This is a genomic window from Agromyces laixinhei, from assembly GCF_006337065.1.
Lineage (GTDB): Bacteria > Actinomycetota > Actinomycetes > Actinomycetales > Microbacteriaceae > Agromyces > Agromyces laixinhei.
The window spans coordinates 574,501-586,881 of the sequence record NZ_CP040872.1 but is presented as its reverse complement, the minus strand read 5'-3'; the positions used below and the strand labels follow the sequence as shown (position 1 = coordinate 586,881).

7 protein-coding genes are annotated in these 12,381 nt (G+C 69.7%); 5 read left to right on the top strand and 2 right to left on the bottom strand.

Going from position 1 to position 12,381, the window contains the following annotated elements; all coding sequences use genetic code 11:
* Positions 1-43 precede the first annotated feature (43 nt).
* Both FHG54_RS02760 and FHG54_RS02755 read left to right on the top strand, forming a co-directional pair.
* Entirely contained in the window at positions 44-772 is a 729-nt protein-coding gene (locus FHG54_RS02760) for an ABC transporter ATP-binding protein (protein ID WP_139415870.1), read from the top strand.
* 86 nt (positions 773-858) lie between these two features.
* Complete coding sequence (locus FHG54_RS02755) at positions 859-1,632, top strand: ABC transporter permease (RefSeq protein ID WP_168197076.1); 774 nt, start codon at positions 859-861, stop codon at positions 1,630-1,632.
* Between the two features lie 61 nt (positions 1,633-1,693).
* Here the strand turns inward: FHG54_RS02755 and FHG54_RS02750 are convergent, their stop codons facing one another.
* Complete coding sequence (locus FHG54_RS02750) at positions 1,694-9,643, bottom strand: DUF11 domain-containing protein (RefSeq protein WP_168197075.1); 7,950 nt, start codon at positions 9,641-9,643, stop codon at positions 1,694-1,696.
* Positions 9,644-10,064: 421 nt separating this feature from the next.
* Here FHG54_RS02750 and FHG54_RS02740 point away from each other — a divergent pair, with 421 nt between their 5' ends.
* The 3 genes from FHG54_RS02740 to FHG54_RS02730 all read left to right on the top strand — a co-directional run bounded on the left by FHG54_RS02740 (position 10,065) and on the right by FHG54_RS02730 (position 11,879).
* Positions 10,065-10,547 (top strand): FBP domain-containing protein, encoded by a 483-nt coding sequence (locus FHG54_RS02740; RefSeq protein WP_139415866.1) that lies wholly within the window; start codon positions 10,065-10,067, stop codon positions 10,545-10,547.
* 41 nt (positions 10,548-10,588) lie between these two features.
* Positions 10,589-11,152 carry a dihydrofolate reductase family protein gene (locus tag FHG54_RS02735; protein ID WP_139415865.1) on the top strand — a complete coding sequence of 188 codons (564 nt, stop codon included), beginning with the start codon at positions 10,589-10,591 and terminating at the stop codon, positions 11,150-11,152.
* A gap of 106 nt (positions 11,153-11,258) precedes the next feature.
* Positions 11,259-11,879, top strand: coding sequence for a VOC family protein (locus FHG54_RS02730; RefSeq protein WP_139415864.1), 621 nt, complete (start codon positions 11,259-11,261; stop codon positions 11,877-11,879).
* On the opposite strand, the gene FHG54_RS02725 is transcribed toward FHG54_RS02730, so the two are convergent.
* A complete protein-coding gene (locus FHG54_RS02725; RefSeq protein WP_139415863.1) occupies positions 11,869-12,357 on the bottom strand; it encodes a DUF3995 domain-containing protein in 489 nt (162 codons plus the stop codon). The two genes, FHG54_RS02730 and FHG54_RS02725, sit on opposite strands and share 11 nt — an antisense overlap.
* Positions 12,358-12,381 lie beyond the last annotated feature (24 nt).

Genomic DNA, 12,381 nt, shown 5'->3' with positions numbered 1-12,381 from the left:
TCGCCGTGCTCCGTAGCGTCTTCGGTGAAGAGAGGAGCCCATCATGACCGTGCTCGAGATGCACGATGTGCGCAAGGAATACGCCGGAGTCTCCGCCTTGGACGGACTGGACCTGGTGGTCGAACGAGGCGAGATCGTCGCGGTGCTCGGCCCCAACGGAGCTGGCAAGACGACGGCCTTCGAGGTCCTCCTCGGGCTCGTGCGCCCGACCTCCGGAACGGTGAAGGTGCTCGGCGAACAGCCGGGGCGGCACGTCCGCCGTCGTGTCGGCGCGATGCTGCAGTCTGCCGGGCTGCCCGAGCAGACGACCGTGAGGGAGCTCGTCAGACTGATCGGGCGCAGCTACCCGCAGTCGCTTCACGTCGACGACGTGCTGGCTCGCACGGCGCTGACGACACGAGCGGGACGGACCGTGACCGCACTGTCGGGTGGCGAGCGCCAGCGCCTCCTGCTCGCCCTCGCCCTGGTCGGCGCGCCGGAGCTGCTGCTGCTCGACGAGCCGACGGCAGCCATGGACATCGCGTCGCGGCGTGGGTTCTGGGAGCAGGCGCGCGCGAGCGTGCAGCGCGGCGCCACCATCCTCTTCGCCACGCATGACCTCGTCGAGGCATCCGATGTCGCCGATCGCGTGCTGGTGATCTCGCAGGGTCGCCTGGTGGCGAACGCCACGGCCGACGAACTGACGCACCACGGCGACGAGGACCTCGAAGAGGTCTTCCTCTCGCTGACCGCGGAGCGATCCTCCGCCCTGGAGAAAGAAGGAGACCGATGAACATCCGTGAGACATCGACACGACCTTCCCGCAGCTCGGACGCCCGCCCGGAAGGCCCGCGGCGGAACGGCGGAGTCGCGGGCCTGGTGCTTCTCGCCGCCGCGACCGAACTGCGAACGCGGCTGCGAACCCCGGACTTCGCCATCGGGGTGATCGCCATCCCGGTGTTGCTGTACGCGATGTTCGGGCTGCCCAACGCTTCGAGCGTGCTGCCGGGCGGCACGACCGTCGGGCTCGCGATGGCGGTCTCCATCAGTGCATACGGCGTGGTGTCCCTGGCGATCTTCACGTTCGGAGAAGATGTCGCGAAGGAGCGCGGTCGCGGCTGGTTCCGCACGCTCGGGGCCACCCCGATGCCCACCTGGGTCGCGCTCGCCGGCAAGACGACGAACGCACTGGTGCTGGGCATCCTGGTCGTCGTCGCCATCGCGCTTCTCGCGGTCACCGTCGGCGGGGCGCAGATGCCTGCCGCGTCGTGGCTCCTGCTGGGCGCCACCATGCTCGCGGGAGTCCTGGCCTTCAGCACCCTGGGGTTCGCGATCGCCTTCGTCGCCCGGCCGAGGACGGCAGCCATGATCGCCAACCTGGTCTTCCTGCCCCTGGCCTTCATGTCGGGGTTCTTCGTGCCGCTCGGCGAGCTTCCGCAGGTGTTGCGAGAGGTGGCGGAGTTCCTGCCGACCTTCCACTTCGGCCAGCTCGCCTACGGCGTGGTCATGCCCGGCGCAGACGTCGAGTTCTGGACGGGAGCCGAGACACAGCCGGTGTGGGTGCATCTGGCGTGGGTGGCCGGCTCAGCCGTCATCCTGGGAGCTGCGGCGCTACTCGGCGCACGGCGTGAGGCCGTCACACGGCGCGGATGACCGAACGGGCCCGGAACCTCTCGGTTCCGGGCCCGTCCCGACTCGCGTCGGCCGATCTTCGCTACGCAGCCTCTCCGCGACGACGACGCAGCCAGAACGCGAGCAGGAACAGCACGCCCGCGGTGACGAGCGCTCCGCCGAGGCCGATGGCCCAGACCGGGTCGTAGCCCGTCGAGGGCAGCTGCCCGGGGGGTGCCGGGTTGCAGTCCGGCGTCGCCGGCGGGTACGTCTCGACCCCGGCCGTCGACGGGTTCATGCGCACCTCGACGACGGTGCCGCCGCGCAGATCGTAGAACGGTGCGGCAGGGTCGAGCTTCCAGCCGCCGTTCGGCTGCAGCGTCCAGCCGGGCCAGGCCGTCGCGGTGCCGTTCTCATCGATCGCCGCACCGGGCCAGAGCTGACGACCGCTGATCGCCTGCCCGGGCGTCCAGCCTTCGGGGATCGTGATCGGGTCGACGCGCGAGGCGCCGTCGGCCATGATCGCAGCGGAGTCGCTCGCGGGGATCGACGGGTCGCGCTGCTCGTAGGCCGACGACGTCCACCACACCAGCACGATCGTGAGCGGGTCCACGTTCTCGGTGTTGTACGGCGTCACCTCGTAGTCGACCCACGGCGCGTTCGCCTCGCAGATGCCGACGGCGGAGACCTCGACCGACTTCACGGGCGTGCGCTCGGTCGAGGTGTTGTCGTCGGGCGTTCGCTCGATGCCATCGCTCGTCACGACCGCCGTGTTCACGATGTCGGCGATCTTGCCCTGCGGGTCGTCGCCTTCACGGGGTAGCTCGGCCGCGGTCGTCACCCAGAACCCGAAGACGGCCTCCGCGTCCGGCGCGAAGTCCTCGCCGGCCGTGAGCGTGAGCACGCCGCCGAAGCCGTCGGCGTCCGCTCCCGTGAGCTCGGCGGTCCAGCCGGCCGGCACGGTCCAGTTCGTCGTGTCGACGGCAAGGGTCGCCGGGATCTCGTCGGTCACGACCGCGCCGGGTGCCGCGATCTCGCCGTTGTTCGTCACCGTGAGGGTGTACGAGTACCGCGAGTCGGTGTCGGTGGGCACGTACCAGGTGCCCTCGCCATCGATCTGCGCGACGTGCCGCTTCTCGATCGCGAGGTCGACCGTCTGACCCGTGTTCGTGATCTCGCAGACCGTGCGGCCGCCGGCGACGACGGTCGCCGAGCTCGACGTGCCGTCGGTCTTGCATGCCCACTCGCCCTCGCTGTATGCCCAGAGCAGCGGGTTGTCGCTGTCGGCGGCTTCGGTGAGGAGGTAGTCGCCGACCTGCACGACCTGCGCCGTGCCCGAGTCGTCGCCGGTCACGCTGAGCTGCTCGGGGCCGTCGGCCGAGAGCCGCCAGTCACCCGGCGTCGCGAGCTCGTGCGGCGCGGTCTCGAGACCGTCGAACGCCCCGTTGTCGACGTGCTTGACGAGCACGAGTTCGCCCACGGGAATCTCGGCGCACGCCTCGGCCGGGATGTCGACCCGGCCGCTCGTGAGCACGGCCGTGTTCAGGAAGCCCGAACCCGATTCGCCGCACAGCGCGTCGTCGACCGAGAAGTCGGTGCCGAGTTCGGCACGCACCGTGATCGTGAAGATGTGACCGGCACCCGCCGCGATCGTCTCGTTCTCGACGAGCACGCCGTCGCCCGACCAGGCGTCGGTGTCGAATCCGGCGTTGTTGGTCGCCGCGGCATCCAGCACCGTCACGCCGCCGGCGAACCGGAGGGTGTCGGAGAGATCGTAGAAGACGGGCTTCTCGCTCGAGTTGGTGACGGTCAGCGCGTACGACACGGTCCAGTCACCGTCGGCGTTCTGCACGGGCTCGGCGAGCACGGTCTTCTCGACGCTCGGGCGGGCGGGCTCATCGCAGGCGCTGTCGGAGCGCGGTTCCTCGCCGGCGGGCGTGAGCGTCGCCGAGTTGCGGAATCCGCCGTCGCCGGGTTCGGCGTCGGTTCCGACGCAGAGCACCGGAGCTTCGTCTCCGCCGGCCCACGCGTCGGAACCGACCGTGGCGATCACGGTCACCGTGTAGACGTGTGCGTCAGAGCCGCCGTCGATCGTCTCGTCGTCGGCGAGGGTCGCGGTCGGTCCGCCGATGATCGGCAGCAGGTTCCACGAGCCTTCCGTCCGGCCGGTCCAGGATGCCTCGTCGACCGTGATGCCCGCACCGTAGCCCTCGAGCGTGTCGGTGAGGTCGTAGTCGACGTCGATCACGGGGCTGTCGTTGTCGACGGTGATCGAGTACACGTTCTTCCAGCGCCCGTCTTCGAGCTGCGTCGACGACACGGCCTCCTTGTCGATCGTGAGGTTCGCCGCGCACTCGACCGGGTTCGTGATCGTGAAGACGTTGTGCGGTTTCGAGAGCTTCTTCGTGCCGAGGCCGGCGGCGTCGCCCGCGACGCAGCCCGTGGGCAGCGCGTCGACGCTCTCGCCGATCACGACGTTCGAGCCGGCAACCCTCGGCCCGTAGACCGTGCCCCACTCCTGCTCGACGCCGTCGAGCGTCGGCGAGGCGGCGCCTCGCAGGAAGGCGGGCGCGTCGGCGTCGGCGAACTCCTCGCCGTTCAGCCGCCAGACCTTGCGCAGCTCGACCGTCACGGGGATCGACGCGCAGTCGACATCGGTGAAGGAGTCGGCACCCGAGGTCACGGTGGCCGAGTTGAACGTGCCGTGTCCGGCGCCGTCCTGCCCGTCGCCGCACACGAAGTCGCCGACCTGGGCGTCAGCGGCGACCGAGAAGGTGACCGTCACGGTGTACCGGTGCGTCTGCCCGCCATCGAGCGCGACATTCGAGACGAGGCCCGTCTCACCCCGGCCGTTCCAGGCCGTGGTGTCGAAGCCCGCGTCGTTCACGGCCGTCGCCGAGACGATCTGCGTGCCCTCGGCGAAGTCGGGGGTGTCGCTCAGGCTGTAACGGAGCGCCTGCGTGGCATGCGTGTTCGCCACAGTGACGAGATAGGTGACCTTCCAGTCGTCACCGTCGGCGACCGGGCCTTCGATGACGGACTTCTCGATCTTCGGCGTGGCCGGCGCTGCACACGCCTCGACGTGCTGCGGCGTCGTGTTGCCCGAGGTGAGCGTCGCGCGGTTCAGGAACGCCGTTCCATCGCCGTCGGCCTGGTCGTTCGCGCAGACGAGCTGGGCGGGCGCTTCGGTGAAGGCGCCGGCCGGGACCGCGGCGACGACCACGACCGTGTAGCGCTGCGTCGCGGGGGCGACGCCGATCTTCACGTCGGTCGCGAGGGTCGCTGAGCGCGTGTCGGGCAGATCGTTCCACGTGCCGGAGGATGCTCCGTTCCATGCGGCCGACTTCACGACGATGCCGTCGCCGAAGTCGAGCGTGTCGGTCAGGGAGTAGCGGGTGACGTGTGCGGGGTTGCCCGAGACGACGAGGTCGTACGTGATCGTCCACTCTCCGTCGTCGCCCTGAACGGTGCTCTTCACGGTCTTCTCGACCGTGGGTACGCCGACCTCGGTGACCGGGATGCACGTGGCGTCGCCCCGCTCGTCGGCACCGCTCGTGAGCGTCGCCGAGTTGAAGAAGCCCGAGCCGGGCTCACCCGTGCACTCGAGGCCGGTGGAACCGGCGGGCACCTCGACGTTGAACGTGACCGTGTAGACGTGCGTCGCGCCTGCGGCGATCTCGCGCGGCGTACTCGATGCCACGATGATGCCGTCGGTGTAGTCGGCGGCGTCGATGATCGTGACGTCGTCGAACTCGACCGTCCAGGAGTTGATCTCGGCGTCGGCCGTGAACGCGGCGGTGTCGGTCAGTGCGTAGTGCGAAGCAGCCCCGTCGGCGTTGTCGACCGTGATCGTGTAGTCCACGTTCCAGCTGCCGTCGTCGGCCTGGGTCGCGGAGCCGGGCGTCTTGGAGAGCACCGGCAGGGTCGGTGCCGCGCACGCGTCGTCGGTGACGATGACGCCGCCGACCGTGAGCGACGAGACGTTGTTGAACGCGCCCGGCGTCTCGGCGTCGGGGCAGGTGCCTGCGGCAGTGCCGATGACGCCGGCGCCGACGGCGATCTGCGAGACCGTCACGGTGTAGACGTGCTCGGCGTCCGCGGCGATCCACACGTCGTCGGCGATGCCGGTTCGGTCCTGGCCGTTCCAGTCCGTCGCGACGGCGACACCGGCGGGGCCGACGACACTCGTCGCGCCGTCGGCCGGGTAGCTGATGCCCGCACCGAACGCCGTGGCATCCGCGAGGTCGTAGCTGCCGCCGATCGTGTCGTCGTTCGTGACCGTGATGGAGTACGTGACCGACCACGTGCCGTCGGCCGCCTGGGTGACCGAGGCGGAGTCGACGTTCTTCTCATGGGTGATCTCGGCCACCGGGATGCCGACGCACGCGTCGCCCGGGATGCCCTGGCCGCTCGAGGTGAGCGTGGCGCGGTTCACGACGCCGCTCGTGCCCGGCGTCGTCTCGCAGCTCAGGCCCGCGGCCGGGGCATCCGCTGCGACGGCGACGCGGATCGTGACCGTGTACTCGTGCTCGGTCGGCTCAGCACCCGCCTTGGCGATCTTCACGCCGGTGAAGGGCAGACCGGTCTGGCCCGAGGGAAGCGGGCTGATCGTCGGGCTGCCGACCGCGGTGACCCCTGCCGGCAGAGCGGGCGTCGGGTCGTCGAGCCCGTAGTAGAGCTCCTCGTCGCTCGCGTTGGTCACGGTGAGCGTGTAGCTGAGGTCCCACTGGCCGGGCGCTCCCGCAACTGCGGCGGCGGAGCCTGCGGTCTTCGAGAAGCTCGGCAGCGCGGGTTCGCCGCACGCGTCGTCTTCGACCGATCCGTTCAGCGTCGCGACGTTGCGGAATGCGCGCTCATCGTGCTTCGCCGAGCAGTCGAGCGCGCCGCCTGCGGAGAAGTCCGCGCCGGCCGCGATCGAGACGTTCACGCGAACCCGGTACTCGTGCGTCGCCTGCTTCGCGATGCCGCGATCGCTCGCGAGCTGCGTCGCGTCGACGCCGTTCCAGCCGTCGATCGCGGCCCAGGCGGCCGACCCGGTCGCGCGGAACTCCGCGATCGCGGTGCCCGCCGTCGGCAGCACCGAGGCGCCGAAGCGGAACTCGTCGGCGAGGTCGTACTCGGCCGCGGCGACGCGGCTCGGGTTCGTCACCGTCACGAGGTACTCGAGGTTCCAGCTGCCGTCAGCTGCGGCCGAGGCATCGACGAGGGTCTTCTCGTGCGTGACCGTGACGGGCTTCGCGGTGTTGGTGATCTCGCAGACGGCGTGCTGGCCGAGGGTGAGCGCAGTGCTCGTCGTCGCGGCTCCCGGCTGGCCCTGCTCGACCGCGAGCGGAGCGCCGTCGACGGTGCACGCCCAGTCACCGGCGGTGAAGTCGGCGCCGTACTGCGTCGCCGTCTCGCCGAGGGTGAACTTCTCACCGGCCTTCACGTCGACGACGGCGGTGTCGCCGCCGTCGGGGTCGGTGACCGAGGAGCCCTTGGTTCCGGTGGCCGCGAGCACCCAGTTGTTGTTCGAGACATCCGAGCCGGCGACCTTCTTCAGGAGCTGGAGCGTCGGGGCGATGTCGTCGTTGGTGAAGGTGCAGGTGGCCGACGCCAATGCGCCGAGCGTGACCGTCTTGGTCGCGGCGTCGAAGGTGCCGCCGACGCACGTGAGGCCGGTCTGCGCATAGCCCGCGAGCTGCTGCTCTGAGAGCACGTGGGAGCCCGCGGCGACCGTCTTGGTCTCACCGTGTCGGAAGGCGGCGTCGCCGGCCTGCAGCTTGCCGTTCCAGTCGGCCGGCTTCGCTTGACCGCCGTCGTCGTTCACGACGACCTTCTCGAGGGTGAGGGATGCCCCGCACTCGACCGTGTTGACGATCGTGTACTCGTTCGCACCCGCGGCGAGCGCGGCGACCGCACCGGCCTGGCCGATCGCGGCGCCCGCAACCGTCTCGTAGCTCGTCGTCACCGCGTTGCACTGGGTGGGCGTCGTGTACCGCTCGCCCACCGTGAGGGCGTTGCCGGCGACGTAGCCGGTGTGCGTCGTGCCGAAGGCGACCGGCGTGTCGGCAGGTGCCGGAGCCAGCGTCAGCCCGGTGGTGAATCCGCTGGGGATCGTGTTGAGAGCGGATGCCGCGCCGTTGACGACCCACTGCTTGTTGACCTTCACCGTGGCGGGGGCGGCCTGCTTGTTGCGCACCTCACAGGTGATCGCGGGGTCGCCGACCTTCGCAGAGACCGTCCACTTGCCGTCGCCGCCGACGGTCATGTTCTGCCCGTTGCAGACGACGCTCTCGAGCGCCCAGCCGGGCTTCTGGGTCTCGGCGAAGCTCACCGAGCCCTGATCGCCGGGCGCCGCGAACTTCAGGGTCCACGCGGCGTTGCCGCTCGCGTCGGTCAGCTGCGGGCCATTGGGGCTGAGCGCGCCCTTCGTCACATTCGACGGGGTGAACGTCCAGTCCTTGCCGTTCCTCGGCTGGCCGGTCGCGGGCACCTCGGTCTTGTGGATCGTGATCGGCACCTGGCACGTGACGGACTTGGCGAAGTCGGTCAGCAGGGGCTTCAGCTGTGCCCAGCCGGTGCTGAAGTAATCGGCCGTGTTGAGCGTCGAGCCCGGGGTGTAGCCGTTCGGCCCCGAGATCGCGCTCAGGTTGTGCGCGCTGAGGTCGGCGCCGATGCCGACCGTGATGACGCGCTTGCCGAGGTCTTTGATGGCGTTGGCCGAGAAGATCGCCCGCTCGAGCTCACGGAAGTACGTGCTGTTGCCCGGGCCGTCCGCAGACGCGCCCGAGAAGGTCGGGTTGCCGTCGGTGAGCACGACGACGATGTCGTATGCGCTCGCCTGCTTGGCGACCTCCCAGAGCCCGCGGTCCCAGTTGGTGCCGTTCGAGTCGTAGCCCGGGGCGGTGAACGAGTCGATGTAGCCCTGGATGTCGCTCTTCAGCGCGGTCGCGGCCGTGTCGGCACTGCGGAGCGCCGGCTTGTTGCTCGTGCCCGCGCGCGGGGAGGTGTTGCCGAACGAGAAGAGCGCCACAGACGAGCTCGTGCCGGCGAGCGCGTCGATGAAGCCCTTGCCGGCCTCGCCGAGCGTGCCCGCGGCATTGGCGTTCTTGACCGACCCCGAGAGGTCGAAGAGCATCGCGACCTTCAGCCCGGCGTCGCAGCGCGGCTGCAGCGTGGGGTTCTTGAGCTTGTTGGCCCACAACCCGCTCGTGTTGAAGATGCTGCTGCTCTTCGACTGGTCCTCCGGCATCGAGTAGCTCGTGTTCGCCCAGAGCCGCGGCGTGCGGTAGGCGTAGAGCGTGACGTCGGTGCCGCCGCCCGTCTGGAAGGAACCGGCGATGTCGTAGTTCGCGGCGGCCACGCTCCCGGCGGCCGGGGCGATCTCCTGCACCCAGAACCGCTCGCCCTCGTTGTCGCCGCCGCTGTCGGTGTCGGGCACCGAGAAGTAGCAGATGCCGTTGTCATCGGCGGTGATCGTGCACTCCGACCACGGCTCGCCGAGCGGTGCGCCCGGATCGCCGTCATCGTCAGCCAGCAGCTGGAAGCGCGCTCCGACCGCATACGTGTGCGCGATGGCGTCGTTGCCCGATCCCGTGCGCACATCACCCTTGGCCACCTTGATGATCGAGGTCGTGCTCGTCGGCTTCTTCGCCACGGCCTTGCCAGCGCCGTCGACGCTCAGCGGAGCCACGCGCTGCTGCGACGCCGGGGGCTCGGTCGCCGGGGCATCCGTGACCGGCGCGTCGGGCGCCTCGGTCTCAGGCGCCTCGGTCTCGGGCGCCTCGGTCTCGGGCGCCTCGGTCTCAGGCGCCTCGGGCGCCTCGGTCCCGGGCGCCTCGGTCCCGGGCGCCTCGGTCTCTGGCGCTTCGGGTGCCGGTGTCAGCGTGGTCTCCGAGGTGACGTCGGGCGCGCCGTCGCCGGGCGCTGCGAAGGCCGTCGTCGGCAGGCCGATCGCGAGCAGTGCGCCGATCGCGAGCGCGGCGATGCCGGTCTGCAGCGTGCGTCGCCCGTGCCGGGCGGAGTCTGGCGTGCGAGAGCGCGCGGGCGCGCCGAAGAGTCGGGTAAGCATGGCGGGGCTGGCCTTCGTGGTTTCGGCGCCGTTCGGGTGCGCCTGCGTGAGGGTGGTGCGGCCTCGGTGGGGCAGAGACCTTCGGGTTTCGGCGTTGTACGGGTACGCCTGACATCGTGCGACCCCCCATCGGGTGCGGGGGTCGGATCGATACTTTCAGAAGCGCGAGCGGAATTGTGGGGGGCACTGACACCAGATCAGGGGTCATTTCGTACCGTGAGCCCCCACCGTGCCGATCATCACCCTGCCATGTACGCTGGACAGGTGAGCTTCCAGGAGGTGGTCGGCGCCAACATCGCCGGCATCAGGGCATGACGCCCCCGGTCACGCCGTTCGGTGTGGCCGACAGTGCTGACCCTGATTACTTCCGCTCGTGCGGCGCGCATCCGGCGCGCCCAGGGTGTCATCGAAAGCGAACACCATGCTCCCCATCACGGAGAAGACCCTCCGCACGTCATTCGTCAACGCCTCCCGCAAAGAGGTCGGCGACCTCACCCTTCCAGCCGATTTCGACACGATCGACTGGGACGCACTCGACTATCTCGGCTGGCGCGACACGAAGTTCGGTCGGCGCGCATATGCCGTGATCCCAACGCTCACCGGTGATGTCACCGGCATCCTGCTCCGGCAGGCCGACGGTTCTCCGCGCTCGCGCGCTCAGTGCTCCTGGTGCCAAGACGTCAAGCTGCCGAACGACGTCGTGTTCTACAGCGCCAAGCGGTCTGGAAAGGCGGGCCGGAACGGCAACACCGTCGGCACGCTCATCTGCCAGCACTTCGAGTGCTCGCGGAACGTGCGGAAGACACCGACCCTCGCGTACGAGGGCTACGACGTCGATGCGGCCCGCCTGCGGCGCATCGAGGACCTGCAGCTCCGCGCGGCGTCCTTCGCCGCAGACGTCTAGGGCGTTGCGTTGCCCGCGCCGGCTCGTGGGAAGCTGGCGTCATGCGAAAGCTGACCTTCGGCATGAACGTGAGCGTCGACGGCTACATCGCCGCGCCCGGCGGCGACCTCGGTTGGGGCGTGCCGAGCGACGAGCTGTTCCAGTGGTGGTCCGACCGGGTGGGCGCGACAGGCCTGGCGCTGTACGGGCGCAGGCTGTGGCAGTCGATGAGCTCCCACTGGCCGACCGCCGACCAGCAGCCGGGCGCCACCCCGGCTGCGATCGAGTACGCCCGGCGCTGGCGAGACATGCCGAAGGTGGTGTTCTCCTCGACGATCAGCACGGTCGACTGGAACGCCCGCCTGGTCACCGGCGACGCAGTCGCCGAGATCGCCAGGCTCAAGGCCGGCGACGGCAACCCGATGGACGTCACCGGTGCCGCACTCGCCGCGGCGGCCATGCGAGCCGGCCTGATCGACGAGTACGCGATCGTCACCCATCCGGTGCTGGTCGGCGGCGGCACGCCGTTCTTCACCGCCCTCGACAACCGGGTGAACCTGACCCTGGTCGAGACCCGCGCGTTTCCCGGCGGCGTGATGCTGACCAGGTACGAGACCAGACGCTGAACGCCGCCCACCGAGGGTTCGCGAACGGAGCGTCGACATCGGGCATGAGTCGGTATCGGGCAGGAATGGAGAAGGATCTGCGCCGCGGCACTTCTAGCGTCGAGACATGAACATTCACAGCATCACTCTCGAGGTGGCCGGCGCAGACGACGTCGCAGCCGCCGAACGTTTCTACCGCGACGCCTTCGGACTGGACGGCCGGGTCGGCGTGCGCCGTGCCGAGGCCCCGACCTCGGGCTTCCGCGGCTTCGCTCCGTCGCTCATCCTGGCGCAGCCGGCGGATGTCGACGCGCTGTTCGCACGGGCACTCGAGGCGGGCGCCGAGACGCTCAAGCCGGTCGCCAAGAGCCTGTGGGGGTATGGCGGTTCGCTGCGTGCTCCAGAGGGCACGGTCTGGCAGATCGCGAGCGCGAACAAGACGAGCACGGGCCCGGCGACCGGAGCGATCGAGAAGTTGGTCCTGTTGCTCGGTGTCGACGACGTCAAGGCGAGCAAGGCGTTCTACAGCGGCCAGGGGGTGACCGTGTCGAAGAGCTATGGCAGCAAGTACGTCGAGTTCGATTCCGGCCCGATCACGCTGGCGCTCTACAAGCGGGAGAACCTGGCCAAGCAGGTCGGGGTCGTCGACGCGACGGGAACCGGCTCGCATCGAATCGCGGTCAACGCCGACGGTTCGTTCAGCGACCCCGACGGCTTCGCCTGGGAGGCGGGGGTCGTCACCCGATGACCCGCCTTCGGGATTCATCTCGCGCACGCGTCTCACGAAATGCGTCGACGGCCAGCAGGCCGCTGCTCACCATGAGCACGAGGCACAGCGGCGTGTAGAGCACGAGGTTCAGCCAGAACAGCACGTCATTGCCCGCGATGCCGATACCCGCGATCCAAATGACACCGAGGATCGCACGTGCGCCGGTGGCCGCGCAGACCGTCGCGGTCACCAGCAGCGCAGGTATCCGTACCCACCTCGGGCCGCTGCGACGGGAGAGCACGAGTGCCGAGGCCGCCCCGACGCAGAGCGCGACGGCCAACGGAATCAGCACTCGCGGCGTGAACGGGAACTCGGCGCCGAGCAGCGCGAGCGACAGGTCGCGCACATTCGATGCCGGCCAGGTCGCGCCGGTCAGCCAGTACACGTGGGCCGCGGCATCCGCCAGCAGAATCGCTGCCACCGTCGTGCCGGCCCTGCGCCGTGCGGAGTCCTGCATGAGGTTCGGCTCCTTCTCGTCTAT

Excerpts from the sequence above, each read along its gene's own strand:
- FHG54_RS02740 (WP_139415866.1), top strand. The coding sequence starts at position 10,065 with ATGCTCCCCATCACGGAGAAGACCCTCCGCACGTCATTCGTCAACGCC.
- FHG54_RS02735 (WP_139415865.1), top strand. The coding sequence starts at position 10,589 with ATGCGAAAGCTGACCTTCGGCATGAACGTGAGCGTCGACGGCTACATC.
- FHG54_RS02760 (WP_139415870.1), top strand. The coding sequence starts at position 44 with ATGACCGTGCTCGAGATGCACGATGTGCGCAAGGAATACGCCGGAGTC.
- FHG54_RS02750 (WP_168197075.1), bottom strand. The coding sequence starts at position 9,643 with ATGCTTACCCGACTCTTCGGCGCGCCCGCGCGCTCTCGCACGCCAGAC.
- FHG54_RS02725 (WP_139415863.1), bottom strand. The coding sequence starts at position 12,357 with ATGCAGGACTCCGCACGGCGCAGGGCCGGCACGACGGTGGCAGCGATT.
- FHG54_RS02730 (WP_139415864.1), top strand. The coding sequence starts at position 11,259 with ATGAACATTCACAGCATCACTCTCGAGGTGGCCGGCGCAGACGACGTC.